The organism is Mesorhizobium sp. RCAM 05099 (assembly GCF_059683685.1).
This window is the reverse complement of record NZ_CM185035.1, coordinates 6,958,585-6,973,466: the sequence shown is the minus strand read 5'-3', so window position 1 is coordinate 6,973,466 and position 14,882 is coordinate 6,958,585. Positions and strand designations below refer to the sequence as shown.

Genomic DNA, 14,882 nt, shown 5'->3' with positions numbered 1-14,882 from the left:
CGATGCATTGGCGCTCGGAAGTGGTCTCTATGAGACCTGCTCGACCTGCTGCACTTCAGGCACGAAATGCCGCAGCAGGTTCTGGATGCCGTGCTTCAGCGTCGCCGTCGATGACGGGCAGCCGGCGCAAGCGCCCTTCATGTGCAGGAAAACCGTGCCGTTCTCGAAGCCGCGGAAGGTGATGTCGCCGCCATCCTGGGCGACCGCCGGGCGGACCCGCGTGTCGAGCAGTTCCTTGATGGTGATGACGAGTTCCTCGTCGGCCTTGTCGTAGAATTCACCGGTCAGGCTGGTTTCGGCGGCAGGGCCGGCCTTGGCCATCACCGGCGCACCGGACATGAAATGCTCCATGATGGCGCCCAGGATCGCCGGCTTCAGATGCTGCCAGTCGGGGCCATCCTTGGTCACGGTGATGAAGTCGTAGCCGAAGAAGACGCCGGTTACGCCCGGAATCTCGAACAGCCGGCCGGCCAGCGGCGAGGCAACGGCGGCACTGTCGGCATCGCGGAAATCGGCGGTGCCTTCCAGAAGCACTTCCTTGCCAGGCAGGAATTTCAGCGTCGCCGGGTTTGGTGTCGATTCGGTCTGGATGAACATGGCCGTCTCCGTGCCCATTTTGGGCAGCTAGTTTGGAATAATTCTAAATAAGCTCTATTGGCGGGACATTCAAGCGAAACGCGTTGCCGGAATGGCCGGCTGGCGGAATGTTTTTGCGCTTCTTACACGTTTGAGATGTATAGAGATTCAGGTCAGGCCGAGCCGAAAATGGTGGTTTCCGAGAACCGGAGCGGAGCGTACTTGAAGTACGTGAGCACCGGAAGCGCAGGAAGCCGCCGTTTGCAGGCCGGCATCACCTGAATATCAATACATCTCAGGCCAGGCTGTCGATCTCCTCGTCCGACAGGTTCTGCGGCACCACGGTCACCGGGATCGGGAATGCGGCGCCCTTGCCGGCGACAGCGCCGACCAGCGGTCCAGGCCCTTCCTTGCCGGCGCCGGCGGCCAGCACCAGGATGGCGATGTCCTGGTCTTCCTCGATCAGCTTGTGGATCTCGTCCGTCGGCTTGCCTTCACGCACCACCATCTCCGGCTCGATGCCAAGTTTCTGGCGCACCTTGTTGGCATAGCTGTCGAGTGCCGCGCGCGCCGTGGCGTTTGCCTCCTCGCGCATGATCTTCTCGACGCCCAGCCAATGCTGGAAATCGTCCGGCTCGATGACGTAGAGCAGCACCAGCGTGCCGTTGGTGCTCTGCGCCCGCTTCGAGGCGTAGGCAACGGCACGCTCGCATTCCGGCGTATCGTCGATGATCGCCAGGAACTTTCGGCGATGGCCGGCTTCGCGGCTGAGGCGTTTGGAGACCATGTCTATCTGCTCTATGTGGTTTCGGCCGCAATCTGCCACCGCGGCCGACCGGCGGCAAGCCGCCGGCCTTGTGCCAGTGTTGGTGCACCAACGTTGGGATCAGCCCTGCAGCAGCCCGATGATGTCGCGCACCGTCTTCATCGTCGCTTCGGCGAGCACGCCGGCGCGCTCGCCGCCGTCCTTGAGCACCGCGTCGACATAGGCGCGGTCATCGGAAATGCGGCGCATCTCGCTGGCGATCGGCGCCAGCTTTTCCACCGCCAGGTCGGCCAGCGCCGGCTTGAACACCGAAAACTGCTGGCCGGCGAATTCCTTCAGCACGTCGGCCTTCGACATCTCGGCGAGACCGGCATAGATGCCAACCAGGTTTTCCGCCTCGGGCCGGGCAGCCAGGCCGTCCAGCTCGCTCGGCAACGCTTCCGGGTCGGTCTTGGCCTTGCGGATCTTCTTCGAGATGGCGTCGGCGTCGTCGGTCAGGTTGATGCGCGAAAGATCGGACGGATCCGACTTCGACATCTTCTTCGAGCCGTCACGCAGCGACATGATGCGCGCCGCCGGCCCGCCGATGACCGGTTCGGTCAGCGGGAAATAGCCATTCACCGTCTCTTCGCCGACCTGCATTTCGACACCGACGCCAAGACCGGCGATGCGTGCGGAAAAGTCGTTGTTGAATTTCTGCGCGATGTCGCGGGTCAGTTCCAGATGCTGCTTCTGGTCCTCGCCCACCGGCACGTGCGTGGCGCGGTAGAGCAGGATGTCGGCAGCCATCAGTGAGGGATAGGCGAGCAGGCCGAGCGAGGCGTTCTCGCGGTCCTTGCCGGCCTTGTCCTTGAACTGCGTCATGCGGTTCATCCAGCCGATGCGCGCCACGCAATTGAAGATCCAGGCAAGCTCGGCGTGCTGCATGACCCGCGACTGGTTGAAGACGATGTGCTTCTTCGGGTCGATGCCCGAGGCGAGGAACGCCGCGGTGATCGACCGTGTCTGGTCGGCGAGGTCTTCATAGACGAGCTGGGCTGTCAGCGAATGCAGGTCGACGACGCAGTAGATGCAGTCGGATGTTTCCTGCAGGGCGACGAATTTCTTGATGGCGCCGAGATAGTTGCCGAGGTGCAGATTGCCCGTCGGCTGGACACCGGAGAAGACGAGTGGCTTGAAGGCGGTCATTGTTGTTCCCTTGGCTTGTGGAGGGCCGTTTCGCGCGCGGCGAAAGTCTTTCGACGGCGCGCTTATGGACGAACACGGCGCTGCGATCAAGACCGGCGTCGCCGTCGGTTGCCTGGCCTATTCGTCTGCTTCGGTTTTTGCGGCGGAGGGTGTTGCCTTTGCCGTGCCCCGCTTGACGTTGCGCCTGATCATGCCGAAATCGGCGCCGCCGGTGACGAAGGCGCTAATGAAGTAGAGCAGCGCCCCACCGGCGACGAGCGACAGAAGCGTCGTCGCCTTGACGACCAGCGGTGAGCCGGGGCCGAGCCTGACGGCGAACCAGTGCTCGGCAAAATAGAGCGCGACCGCCATCAAGATCGCCGACAGCACCAGCCGCGGAATGCGCTTCATGAGCGGCACGTCGCGGCCCCAATGACCACGCCGGATCAAGACGCCGAGCAGCATCAGCGCGTTGACCCAGCCGGCAACGGCCGAGGCGACGGCGATACCGGGCGCGCCCATCAACGGAAACAGCGTCAGCGCCGTGGTGACGTTGACCGCCACCGAGATGGCGGCAAAGATCATCGGTGTGCGCGTATCCTCGCGGGCGAAATAGCCGGGGGTGAATGCCTTGATCAGCACGAAGGCCGGCAGGCCGAGGCCGAAGATCGCCAGGATCGCCGCCACCGTCGGCGTCGAGCCGTTGGCGGCGAACGCGCCTCGCTCGTAGACCAGCCGCACGATCGGCTCCGACATGATCCAGAGCGCGGCGGCCGCCGGCAGGGTCAGGAACAGCGTGAACTCGACCGAGCGGTTCTGCAGGTTGGCGGCCTCAATCAGATTGCCTGACTTCAGCGCCCGCGACAGTTCGGGCAACAGCACGATCGCGACCGCGACGCCGACGACGCCGAGCGGCAGCTGGTAGATGCGGTCGGCATAGGCGAGCGAGGACACCGCGCTGTTCTGCGCCGAGGCGATCGCCGTGCCGATCAGCTGGTTGATCTGGGTGATGCCGCCGGTGATCGCCGCCGGCAGCGCCAGGATCAGCAGGCGCTTGACCGCGGGCGTCATTTTCGGGCGGCGGAAGCCGATCGAGATGCCGGCATGGCGCACCGCCACCCAGACGATCGCCAGTTGCACCAGTCCGGCGGCAAGCACGCCCCAGGCCAGGCCGAAGCCGACGGTGCGCGCGTCGGCCCCCCTGTACCAGGCATAGGCGAGCACGCCGATCAGGATGATGTTGAGGAACACCGGCGCCACCGCGGCGGCGAAGTAGCGGCGAAGCGAATTCAGCATGCCCGCCATCATGGCGCCCAGCGACATGCAGATCAGGTAGGGGAACATGATCGTCGCCAGCGTCACCGTGGTATCGAACTTGCCCGGCGTGCTGGCAAAACCCGGCGCCACCAGGTAACGCACGATCAGCGGCATCGCCAGTTCCATGACGATGGTCAGCGCCAGCAGCGCCGTGAACAGCACGCCGAACACCTCCTCGGAGAAGCGCTTGGCGCCATCGGTGCCGTGGGTCTCGATCTCCTTGGCGAACAGCGGCACGAAGGCGGCGTTGAAGGCGCCCTCGGCGAACAGCCGGCGAAAAGTGTTGGGAAACTGGAAGGCGGCGTTGAAGGCGTCGGCGATGGGTCCGGTGCCGAGCGCCGCCGCCATCAGCATCTCGCGGCCGAAGCCGAGCGCGCGGCTCATCAGAGTGCCGGAGGCGACCGTTGCGAATTTCTTGACGAGGCTCATAAGTCTGGGAACTGCCTGCGGGATGGGGAGAAGTGGATTGTGGTCGTCACTCGGCGGCCGCCTTGGCCTTGCCGCCGCGCTCGGGCGCGATGCCTTCGAGCGTCGTCATCAGCCGGTTGCGAATGGTGGCGATGCGTGCCGGGCTGTCGATCTTCTGGCCGGTGAGATCGGTGACATAGAAGGTGTCGATGACCTTCTCGCCGAAGGTGGTGATGTGGGCCGAGGCGATGTCGAGCGACAGGTCGGACAGCGTTCCGGTGATCTCCGACAACAGCCCGGGCCGGTCCAGCCCCTCGACCTCGATGACCGAAAAACGGTTCGACAGCGTGTTGCGGATTTCGGCGCGCGGCGGGATCTTGAACACCTTGGCGCCGCGCCGCGGCTTGGTGCGCTTCTCGATCATCTCCGGCAGCCAGCTCTTGCCCGACAGCACGTCCTCGATCAGCCGGCCGACACGCTCGGCGCGCCGGCGCTCGTCCTCGTCGCGGTCGAACTCGCGGGAGATCAGGATGGTGTCCAGGGCGCGGCCGTCCGACGTGGTGAAGATCTGGGCGTCGACGATGTTGCCGCCGGCTCCGGCGCAGGCCCCGGCGACAACCGAGAGCAGGCGGGGATGGTCCTGCGCCAGCACGGTGATCTCGGTCACCGCCTCGAACTGGTGGGTCTTGACGATGGTGGCCAGCTTTTTGCCCGCCACGTCGGCTTCGCGGATGAACTCGGCATGGCGCAACTGGTCGGCGAGATCGACGGTCAGCAGGTAGTTCTCATAGTGCAGGCCGACATAGCGTTTGCGCGCCTTGTCCGGCCAGTCGGCGAGCGCCTCGGCCAGACGCTCGCGCGCCGCCGCCGTCCGCTGGGCGCGCGACACTTCCGAAAACCCGCCGGTCAACAGCAGTTCGGTCTCGTAGTAGAGGGTGCGCAGCAACTGGCCCTTCCAGCCGTTCCAGACACCCGGTCCGACGCCCCTGATGTCGCACACGGTCAGGATCAAGAGCAGCTTCAGCCGCTCCACCGACTGCACGATCGAGGCGAAGTCCTCGATCGTCTTGCGGTCGTTGAGGTCGCGGGTCTGCGCCGTCATCGACATCACGAGATGATGTTCGACCAGCCACGCGACCGTTTCGGTGTCGGCGGCCGAAAGACCCATATGCGGACAGATACGGCGGGCGATTCTGGCCCCGGCCTCGGAGTGGTCCTCCGGCCTGCCCTTGGCGATGTCATGCAGGAGCACGGCGACATAAAGCGCCTCGCGGCTCTTCCTGAGCCCCGAAATCAGCGTGTGCGACAGCGGGTGGATCTTTTCGCCGTCGCCGCGCTCGATCTCCGCCAGCACGCCGATGCAGCGGATCAGATGCTCGTCCACCGTATAGTGGTGGTACATCGAGAACTGCATCATGGCGACGATCTTGCCGAAATCCGGGATCAGTCTGCCCAGCAGCCCGGCCTCGTTCATGCGCCGCAGGTTGAGTTCAGCGTTGCGATCCGAGGTCAGGATGTCGAGGAAGAGCCGGTTGGCCTCCTCGTCGCGCCGCAGCGACTTGTTGACCAGGCCGAGCGAGCGGGTCAACAGCTTCAGCGCATCGGGATGGAATTCCAGACCGTGCTTGTCGGCGAACCAGAACAACCTCAGCAGATTGACCGGATCGCGCTGGAAAACCTGGTCGTCGGCGATGTTGATGCGGTGGTTGTCGACAATGAAGTCCGACGTGCCGGCAAGCTTGCGCTTGCGCCGTGAGAAGGTGAGGAAGATGCGGTTGAAGCCCGGCACATGCTTGGCCTGCTCTTCCTCGAGCGCGGCGCAGAAGATGCGGGTCAGGTCGCCGACATCCTTGGCCACGAGGAAGTAGTGCTTCATGAAGCGTTCGACCGCCGACAACCCGGGATGGCTGGTGTAACCCAGCCGCTCGGCGATCTCGCGCTGGATGTCGAAATGCAGCCGTTCCTCGGCCTTGCCGGTGAGGAAATGCATGTGGCAGCGCACCGCCCACAGGAAATCCTCGGCCTTCTGGAACTCCCGGTATTCGCCTTCGGTGAAGACGCCCTTGTCGACCAGCTCCTCGCCGGTGCGCACCCGGTAGAAATACTTGCCGATCCAGAACAGGGTCTGCAGGTCGCGCAGGCCGCCTTTTCCGTCCTTGACGTTGGGCTCGACGAGATAACGGCTTTCACCAGCCTTGGCATGGCGGTCGTCGCGTTCGGCAAGCTTGGCCTGGACATATTCGGGGCCAGTCGTGCGCACCACCTCATGGTCGAAGCGCTGCATCAGTTCGTCGTAGAGCTTGAGCTCGCCCCACAGGAAACGCGCCTCGAGGATCGAGGTCCGGATGGTGATGTCGGTGCGCGACAGGCGCAGGCATTCGTCGATGTTGCGGGTGGCGTGGCCAACCTTGAGCCCGAGATCCCACAGCATGTAGAGCATGTATTCGACGGTCTGCTCACCCCACGGCGTCTGCTTGTAGGGCAGCAGGAACAACAGGTCGATGTCGGACCCGGGCGCCAGCGTGCCGCGGCCATAGCCGCCGACCGCAATAACGGCCATGCGCTCCGCCGAAGAGGGGTTCTTGACCCGATAGACATGCGTGACGGCGAAATCGTAGAGGGCGCGGATGATCTCGTCCATGAGGTGCGACAGCCGCGCCGAGCAGGCGCTGCCGCCGCCGTCGTCCCTCAGCATGCGTTCGGCAATGGCGCGCCCGTCCGCCAGCCGCCCCTTGAGAAGCTGGAGCACACCGCTGCGTGCGGCCTGTCCCGAGCCGTCCCCGGCAGTGGCCCGGGTAAGCGCGGCCATCTCGCGGCGCAAGGCTTCGCCGTCGATCAGTTCATCGAGCTTCAGGGAGATTTTCGCCATAGGTACCGGTTGGCCTTGCCTTTTGGGCGGCGTCTATAGCGCGTTTTCACGGCGCTGGGTATGGGGCCTGCGGGCAGGCGCGGCAAGCCGCCTATTCCTCCGCCTCGGGCGGATCGAGCGGGATGACCCTATATTGCCGCAGCCTGCAGAAATCGATGATCCACTCGGCGATCCGCCTGGTCTCTATCCTTATTTTCTCGGCGATCGGCTTTTTGCGCTTTACGGTCAGCCCGCTCGCGACCCATTCGGCGTCCCGTTCCTCGGAAAGCAGGCTTGGCAGCCTGTCGTCCACGAATTGGTCCTGCGCGCAGAGCGCGGGAACGAGTTGGTAGATCGTCTTGCTGCCCGAAGTCGGGAACGCCGGGTTGAAGACGAGATCGTCGGCCGCGGCGTTGGCCTGCGCGGTTGCTTCCAGGAGATCGCGTGCCATCTGCCTTGAGAGGACGTAGCCGCCGGTTCCCATATGGCTCCTGCGAAGCCTGAACACGGAAAAACCGCGACCAACGGAAGTCTTTTTCCGCTGGATCATGGTTTTGCTGAAGAATGTTTCGAGCTTGATGGCATCGGCATCGGCCGGAATCCAGCCGGTATCAGCCAGCAAGGCACCGGCTTTCGCGGAAAACACCATGTCATCCTCGAAGACGGCGCCGTAGGGGGCGTCGTCCCGCGCGATGATCGACCAACAGGCGCGATGGCTGTGCATGCAGGCGATCTCGCTGCGGGACAAGCGTCGGATGGCGTACATCGCATGCTGTGGCTGCAGCACCAGGTCGGGATGGTCACGGGCATCGATTGCGACGATTCGTTCAAAGGCAACGCCGATGCGGGCAAACTCCGCCGTGATATGGGCGAGCCGGTCTGGAGACCGATCGAGGTTGATGACCAGACATTTCATTGTCTACGGGATCGGCCGCGTTGTTGGAAGATCGGGATCTATTAGCACACGCTGCGCTACGAGATATGGGCTTTTTCTGGGCGAATCGCGCGAGCGCTACCCGAAATGCGAAAAATCAAAACAGCCCTTGACCTTCCAGTTACTGGAAGCACTACCTCCAGCATTGAGCAGAGGCATCGAGGCACTTCCAAATGGCGCATTCAGATCACGATCATCACACGCATGGCGCACAGGGCGGCTGTTGTGAGGCGAAAATCGCAGTCGGCGACACGGGCGTAGTGCGCGACCCTGTCTGCGGCATGACCGTGGATCCGGCGGCCGGCAAGCCCAGCGCCGAGCATGGCGGCCACCTCTATCATTTCTGCAGCGAAGGCTGCCGCACGAAATTTGTCGCCGAGCCGGAGAAATTCCTGACGGCCACCGACCCGGTCTGCGGCATGAGTGTCGACCGCGCCACGGCGAAGCACTTTGTCCGTCACGAAGGCCAGGGCTTCTATTTCTGCTCCGCCGGCTGCAAGGCGAAATTCGAGGCCGAACCGCAGAAATATCTCGGCGCCGGGCCGGCGCCGCAGCCAATGCCCAAGGGTACGCAATACACCTGCCCGATGCACCCCGAGATCATCCGCGACAAGCCCGGCTCCTGCCCGATCTGCGGCATGGCCCTGGAGCCGATGGGCGTGCCGACAGGCGATGAAGGGCCAAATCCCGAGCTGGTCGATTTCACCAGGCGGTTCTGGGTGAGCGCGGCCCTGTCTCTCCCGCTTCTGATCATGGCCATGGCGCCCATGATCGGCCTGACGTTTGGAGGCCTGGTCGAGGATCGGACAAAGGTCTGGATCGAACTGGTCCTGGCAAGTCCGGTGGTGCTTTGGGCCGCCTTCCCCTTCTTTCATCGCGGCTGGGATTCGATCCTCAACCGCAGCCCCAACATGTGGACGCTGATCTCGCTCGGTGTCGGCGCGGCCTATCTCTACAGCGTCGTCGCCACGCTGTTTCCAGATCTCTTCCCGCATCAGTTTCGTGGCCATGGTGGCGCGGTGCCGGTCTATTTCGAGGCCGCCGCGGTCATCGTCGCGCTGGTCTTCCTTGGCCAGGTGCTGGAGCTGCGCGCCCGCGAAATGACCGGCTCAGCGATCCGTGCCTTGCTCGATCTCGCGCCGAAGACCGCACGGCTGATCGCCGCCGACGGTTCGGAACGCGACGTGCCGCTCGACGCGGTCAAGGCCGGCGACCGTTTGCGCATTCGCCCCGGTGACGCCGTGCCGGTCGACGGCGCCGTTCTGGACGGCCGTTCCTCGGTCGACGAATCGATGATCACAGGCGAACCGTTGCCGGTCGAAAAGGCTGAAGGCGATGCGCTGACCGGCGGCACGCTCAACAAGAACGGCTCGCTGATCATGCGTGCCGACCGGATCGGCGCCGAGACCACGCTGGCGCGCATCGTCGAGCTCGTCGCCAAGGCGCAGCGCTCGCGTGCGCCGATCCAGGGGTTGGCCGACCGCGTGTCGTTCTACTTTGTCCCGGCCGTCGTTCTTGTCGCGCTCGTGGCCTTCGCCGCCTGGGCGATCTTCGGACCGGAGCCCAGCCTGATCTTCGCCATTGTTTCGGCAGTGTCGGTGCTGATCATCGCCTGTCCTTGCGCGCTCGGCCTCGCCACGCCGATGTCGATCATGACCGCCACCGGGCGCGGGGCGCATGCCGGCGTGCTGATCAAGGAAGCGGCGGCGCTCGAGCGCTTTGCCTCGGTCGACACGCTGATCGTCGACAAGACCGGCACCTTGACCGAAGGCCGGCCGCGATTGACCGATGTCGTCGCTGTCGAGGGCATGGTCGAGAATGAACTGCTGGCGCTTGCCGCCGCTCTGGAGAAAGGCTCGGAGCATCCGCTTGCCGAGGCGATCGTCGAGGGGGCTGGCGCCCGTGGCCTGACGATCACTGAGGCCAGCGATTTCGAGGCGGTCACCGGCAAGGGTGTTTCCGGCACCGTGTCGGGACAGAAGGTCGCGCTCGGCAACGCGGCGATGATGGCCGATCTCGGCATCGACACCGCATCCATCGCAGCCAGGACCGAGACGCTGCAGGCCGAGGGCAAGACCGTGATGTTCGTTGCCGTCGGCAAGAGGCTGGCCGGCATCGTTGTCGTCGCCGATCCGGTCAAGTCAACCACGGCCGAGGCGATCAAGGCGCTGCATGACAGCGGACTGAGGATCATCATGGCGACCGGCGACAATGAGCGCACGGCCCACGCGATCGCTAGAAGCCTCGGCATCGACGAGGTCCGCGCCGGCCTGTTGCCGGAACAGAAGGCAGCGCTCGTCGAGGAACTGCGCGCCGGGGGCGCCGGCGTCGCCATGGCGGGTGACGGCGTCAACGATGCACCGGCACTTGCCGCCGCCGATGTCGGCATCGCCATGGGCACCGGCGCCGATGTCGCTGTCGAGAGCGCCGGCATCACACTGGTCAAGGGCGACCTCAACGGCATCGTGCGGGCGCGCACGCTGGCACGGGCGACGATCGGCAACATCCGCCAGAACCTGTTCTTCGCCTTCCTCTACAACGTGCTTGGCGTGCCGGTTGCCGCCGGCGTGCTCTATCCGCTCACCGGCACGCTTCTGTCGCCGATGCTGGCGGCGGCGGCGATGAGCCTGTCCTCGGTGTCGGTGATCGCAAATGCATTGCGGCTGAGAACGTTGAAACTCTGAGCAAAGCCCCCAAATACGAAATCCACCCAACAGGAGACCATGAATGACCTTGGCTAAAAAACTCGTGCTGTTGCTGATGGCGGCCGGAATGCTGCTTGCCGTCTTCCTCGAAAGTGTTCCGGCGCAGAGCGAGGAAATGAAACACGACATGGCCGGCATGGCGATGGGCGCGGACAGTCCCTCGACCGACGCCTACAAGGCGGCGATGGACAAGATGCATGGCGACATGATGATCGAATATTCCGGCAATGCCGATGTCGACTTCGTCCGGGGCATGATCCCGCATCACCAGGGTGCCATCGACATGGCCAAGGTCGAACTGGTCAACGGCAAGGACCCGGAAATCCGCAAACTGGCCGAGGCGGTCATCGCCGCGCAGGAAGCCGAGATCAAGCAGATGCAGGACTGGCTTGCGGCTCATCCTGTGAAGTGAGCCTTCCGCCGATGGCGAAATCCAGGGAGAACTCTCACTGGATTTCTCGCCGGGGCTGTGATGCGATCAGGCCCGAACCGGAGCCCCGCCATGCCATCGATCATCAGAACCACCACGCTGCCTTCCGGCGAAGCCGTCCCCATTCTCGGTCAGGGCACCTGGAAGATGGGCGAGGATGCCCGCCGTCGCGCCGATGAGATCAACGCCCTGAGGCTCGGCCTCGACCTCGGCGTCACGCTGATCGATACCGCCGAAATGTATGCCAGTGGCGGCGCCGAGGAGGTGGTGGCCGAGGCCATTGCCGGGCGCCGCGCCGAGACTTTCCTGGTCTCAAAGGTGCTGCCGTCCAACGCCTCGCGCGCGGGCGTCCAGCGCGCCTGCGAGAACAGCCTGAGGCGCCTGCGCACCGACCGCATCGATCTTTACCTGCTGCATTGGCCGGGCAGTGTGCCGTTGACGGAGACGGTCGCGGCCTTCGAGGCTTTGAAAAACGCCGGCAAGATCCGCCACTGGGGCGTCAGCAATTTCGATACCGACGAGATGCGGGAACTGGCATTGCTGCCGTCAGGCGCCAACGTCCAGACCAACCAGGTGCTCTACAATCTGGTCCGGCGTGGCGTCGAGTTCGATCTGGCGCCCTGGAGCCGCCAGCGTGGCATTCCGCTGATGGCCTATTCGCCGGTCGAGCAGGGCGCGCTGGCGCGCAATGCCAGGCTCGAAGCCGTTGCCGTCCGCCACAATGCGACGCCGGCACAAATCGCGCTTGCCTGGGTGATGCACCAGGACGGCGTCATCGCCATCCCCAAGGCCAGCAGCCAGGACCACGTCCGCCAGAACGTTGCCGCGCTCGACATCAGGCTTGCGCCGCAGGATATTGCCGATCTCGACCGTGCCTTCCCGCCACCGACCCGCAAGCGCGGGCTGGAGATGATCTGACTATTTCCCCGCCAGGCCCTTCAGCCGGTACAGCGCTTCCAGCGCTTCCCTTGGCGTCATCTCGTCGGGATTGATGTCGCCAAGCGCCGCACCCAGCGCGTCGCTCTTCGCCGGCTTCGGCGCTTCGCGCTTCACCGCCACCGAAAACAGCGGCAGGTCGTCGACCAGCCGGTTGGTCTTGCCGGAAACCTCGCCTTCTTCCAGCTGATGCAGCACTTCCTTGGCTCGGTCGACCACCGCCTCCGGCAGCCCGGCAAGCCGCGCCACCTGCACGCCGTAGGAGCGGTCGGCGGCACCCTTGCCAACCTCATGCAGGAAGACGACGTCGTTTTCCCATTCCTTGACCCGCATGGTGACGTTGTGGAGCCGCGCCAGTTTGCCGGCCAGCGATGTCATTTCGTGGAAATGCGTGGCGAAGATCGCCCGGCAGCGGTTCTTCTCATGCAGGTATTCGACCGCCGCCCAGGCGATCGACAGGCCGTCGAAGGTGGCGGTGCCGCGGCCGATCTCGTCGAGGATCACCAGCGCCCGTTCGCCGGCCTGGTTGAGGATCGCCGCTGTCTCGACCATCTCGACCATGAAGGTGGAACGGCCGCGCGCCAGATCGTCGGAGGCGCCGACGCGCGAGAACAGCCGGTCGACGACGCCGATATGGGCTGACGTCGCGGGCACGAAGGAGCCGGTCTGGGCCAAGATGGCGATCAGCGCGTTCTGCCGCAGGAAGGTCGATTTACCGCCCATGTTGGGGCCGGTCAAAAGCCAGATCGCGCCGTTTTTCGCGCTCGCCTCCGGCGACAGGTCGCAATCATTGGCGACGAACGGGCCTTCGCCGGAGCGGCGCAGTGCCTGCTCGACCACTGGATGCCGCCCGCCCGCAATCTCGAAGGCGAGGCTGGAATCCACCACCGGCCGGCACCAGGCCTCGCTTTCGGACAGAAGCGCGAGCGCCGCCGACACATCGAGCACGGCGAGCGCATCGGCGCCGGCGCGGATCTTTTCCGCTTCGCCGACCGCTTCCGCCGTAAGCGCGTCGAAGGCGGCCAGCTCGATGCTGAGCGCCCGGTCGGCGGCATTGGCGATCTTTGTCTCGAGTTCGGCGAGTTCGGTCGTGGTGAAACGCATGGCATTGGCCATGGTCTGGCGGTGGATGAAGCGCGCCTTGGCGCCATCGCTGCCGGTCATCACCGCGTGATGGTTGGCGGTCACCTCGATGTAGTAGCCGAGCACATTGTTGTGCCGGATCTTCAGCGAGCGGATGCCGGTCTCGTCGATCAGCGAGCGCTCCAGCCCGGCGATCACTTTGCGCGATTCATCGCGCAGCGCCCGCATCTCGTCGAGATCGGCATGGTAGCCGCCGCGCACGAAGCCGCCGTCGCGCTTGAGCAGCGGCAGTTCCTCGCCAAGCGCCTGCATCAGATGCTGGGCAAGCGCCTGGGGCAGCGCATGAATGGCGGCAAGTGCCGCCGTGAGTTCCTGGGGCAGGGTGGCCGCGGCAAAGATCTCGGCGATGGCTGCTGCCGCCTCGAAGCCGGCGCGCAGCGCGCCGAGGTCGCGCGGGCCGCCACGGTTAAGCGCCAGCCTGGACAAAGCGCGCGGCATGTCGGCAACGCTCTTCAGGCTCGACCGCACCGCCTGGCACAGCCGCGTCTCTGAGCGGAAGAACGACACCGAGTCGAGGCGCGCGCCAATCGCCGTCGGGTCGGTCAGCGGCGCCATCAGCCGGTCGGCGAGCAGTCTTGCGCCGCCGCCGGTCACCGTGCGGTCGATCGCCTTGAACAGCGAACCCTCGCGGCTGCCCGACAGCGTGCGCAGCAGTTCCAGATTGCCGCGTGTCGCCGGGTCGATGAACAGGGTCGAGCCCTGCTCCTCGCGCTCCGGCCGCGACAGCGGCGGGCGCTCGGCCTTCTGCGTCTTCTCGACATAGGCGATGGCGCCCGAGATCGCCGACAGTTCGGCGCGCGAAAAGGCGCCAAAGCTGTCCGGCGTCGCCACCTCGAAGAAACGGGCGATGCGCCCGGTGGCCGAGGCCGAATCGAACAGCGAGGGCGGCTGCGGGTTGGCGACGCGGCCGAGCACGTCGAACACCGGCTTCAGCTCCGCATCGTAAAACACCGGCTCGGCGACGATCAGCTCACGCGGATCGACACGAAAGATGTCGGCCAGCAGCCGGTCGGCGGTGGTGTCAGTGACGCGGAAGGCCCCGGTCGAGATGTCGATCCAGGCTAGGGCGAAGGAGTGTTCGGCGCCGCCCTTCACCCGCCCCAGCGCCATCAGGAAGCTCGATTCCGACGGCGCCAGCAATTTGTCCTCGGTGATGGTGCCCGGCGTCACCAGCCGCACCACGTCGCGGCGCACCACCGATTTGCCGCCGCGTTTCTTGGCCTCGGCCGGATCCTCGATCTGCTCGCAGACGGCGACGCGGAATCCCTGGCCGATCAGCTTCTGCAGATAGTCGTCGGCCGCATGCACCGGCACGCCGCACATAGGAATGTCGTGGCCCTGGTGCTTGCCGCGCTTGGTCAAGACGATGCCCAGCGCCCGGCTCGCCTTCTCGGCGTCGTCGAAGAACAGCTCGTAGAAATCGCCCATGCGGTAGAACAGCAGCGAATCCGGGTTCGCCGCCTTGATCTCGATGAACTGCTCCATCATCGGCGTGACGGCGGCAGTGGCCGTTGGCAATGACGTCATCGCCTCGGGAGCGTCGGGCTCGTTCGGGGTGTGCATGTTCATGCGCGGCACGCTAGCAGATGTGATGGCGCGGTTTAATGCCGGAGCGTCGAAAAACAGGGGACGACCGAGGCTGTCGCTTGCTT

The 14,882-nt window shown here is 64.9% G+C and carries 10 protein-coding genes; 3 read left to right on the top strand and 7 right to left on the bottom strand.

What is annotated here, in order from left to right:
• Nucleotides 1-27 precede the first annotated feature (27 nt).
• The 6 genes from AC56QQ_RS34450 to AC56QQ_RS34425 all read right to left on the bottom strand — a co-directional run bounded on the left by AC56QQ_RS34450 (nt 28) and on the right by AC56QQ_RS34425 (nt 7,998).
• A complete protein-coding gene (locus AC56QQ_RS34450; protein ID WP_091581039.1) occupies nt 28-597 on the bottom strand; it encodes a NifU family protein in 570 nt (189 codons plus the stop codon).
• Nucleotides 598-871: 274 nt separating this feature from the next.
• Nucleotides 872-1,363: a universal stress protein gene (locus AC56QQ_RS34445; protein ID WP_091580652.1), complete on the bottom strand. Its 492-nt coding sequence runs from the start codon at nt 1,361-1,363 to the stop codon at nt 872-874.
• Between the two features lie 99 nt (nt 1,364-1,462).
• On the bottom strand, nt 1,463-2,530 hold the full coding sequence (trpS, locus tag AC56QQ_RS34440) for a tryptophan--tRNA ligase (RefSeq protein WP_497124987.1): 1,068 nt from the start codon (nt 2,528-2,530) through the stop codon (nt 1,463-1,465).
• A gap of 117 nt (nt 2,531-2,647) precedes the next feature.
• Complete coding sequence (gene murJ, locus AC56QQ_RS34435) at nt 2,648-4,255, bottom strand: murein biosynthesis integral membrane protein MurJ (protein WP_497124986.1); 1,608 nt, start codon at nt 4,253-4,255, stop codon at nt 2,648-2,650.
• 46 nt (nt 4,256-4,301) lie between these two features.
• Entirely contained in the window at nt 4,302-7,103 is a 2,802-nt protein-coding gene (locus AC56QQ_RS34430) for a [protein-PII] uridylyltransferase (RefSeq protein ID WP_497124985.1), read from the bottom strand.
• Between the two features lie 91 nt (nt 7,104-7,194).
• The gene (locus AC56QQ_RS34425) at nt 7,195-7,998 is read right to left on the bottom strand and encodes a glycosyltransferase family 25 protein (RefSeq protein WP_489859155.1); all 804 of its coding nucleotides are present in this window, start codon (nt 7,996-7,998) and stop codon (nt 7,195-7,197) included.
• Nucleotides 7,999-8,189: 191 nt separating this feature from the next.
• On the opposite strand from AC56QQ_RS34425, the gene AC56QQ_RS34420 reads away from it, so the two are divergent.
• From AC56QQ_RS34420 to AC56QQ_RS34410, 3 genes are all read left to right on the top strand, one after another.
• Nucleotides 8,190-10,700, top strand: a complete 2,511-nt coding sequence (locus AC56QQ_RS34420; protein WP_497124983.1) for a heavy metal translocating P-type ATPase — start codon at nt 8,190-8,192, stop codon at nt 10,698-10,700.
• 43 nt (nt 10,701-10,743) lie between these two features.
• Nucleotides 10,744-11,133, top strand: coding sequence for a CopM family metallochaperone (gene copM, locus AC56QQ_RS34415; RefSeq protein WP_497124981.1), 390 nt, complete (start codon nt 10,744-10,746; stop codon nt 11,131-11,133).
• A 90-nt stretch (nt 11,134-11,223) separates the two neighbouring features.
• On the top strand, nt 11,224-12,069 hold the full coding sequence (locus AC56QQ_RS34410; RefSeq protein WP_497124980.1) for an aldo/keto reductase: 846 nt from the start codon (nt 11,224-11,226) through the stop codon (nt 12,067-12,069).
• Here the strand turns inward: AC56QQ_RS34410 and mutS are convergent, their stop codons facing one another.
• Complete coding sequence (gene mutS / locus AC56QQ_RS34405) at nt 12,070-14,757, bottom strand: DNA mismatch repair protein MutS (RefSeq protein WP_497129234.1); 2,688 nt, start codon at nt 14,755-14,757, stop codon at nt 12,070-12,072.
• Between the last annotated feature and the right edge of the window lie 125 nt (nt 14,758-14,882).

Excerpts from the sequence above, each read along its gene's own strand:
- AC56QQ_RS34450 (WP_091581039.1), bottom strand. The coding sequence starts at position 597 with ATGTTCATCCAGACCGAATCGACACCAAACCCGGCGACGCTGAAATTC.
- AC56QQ_RS34445 (WP_091580652.1), bottom strand. The coding sequence starts at position 1,363 with ATGGTCTCCAAACGCCTCAGCCGCGAAGCCGGCCATCGCCGAAAGTTC.
- trpS (WP_497124987.1), bottom strand. The coding sequence starts at position 2,530 with ATGACCGCCTTCAAGCCACTCGTCTTCTCCGGTGTCCAGCCGACGGGC.
- murJ (WP_497124986.1), bottom strand. The coding sequence starts at position 4,255 with ATGAGCCTCGTCAAGAAATTCGCAACGGTCGCCTCCGGCACTCTGATG.
- AC56QQ_RS34430 (WP_497124985.1), bottom strand. The coding sequence starts at position 7,103 with ATGGCGAAAATCTCCCTGAAGCTCGATGAACTGATCGACGGCGAAGCC.
- AC56QQ_RS34425 (WP_489859155.1), bottom strand. The coding sequence starts at position 7,998 with ATGAAATGTCTGGTCATCAACCTCGATCGGTCTCCAGACCGGCTCGCC.
- AC56QQ_RS34420 (WP_497124983.1), top strand. The coding sequence starts at position 8,190 with ATGGCGCATTCAGATCACGATCATCACACGCATGGCGCACAGGGCGGC.
- copM (WP_497124981.1), top strand. The coding sequence starts at position 10,744 with ATGACCTTGGCTAAAAAACTCGTGCTGTTGCTGATGGCGGCCGGAATG.
- AC56QQ_RS34410 (WP_497124980.1), top strand. The coding sequence starts at position 11,224 with ATGCCATCGATCATCAGAACCACCACGCTGCCTTCCGGCGAAGCCGTC.
- mutS (WP_497129234.1), bottom strand. The coding sequence starts at position 14,757 with ATGACGTCATTGCCAACGGCCACTGCCGCCGTCACGCCGATGATGGAG.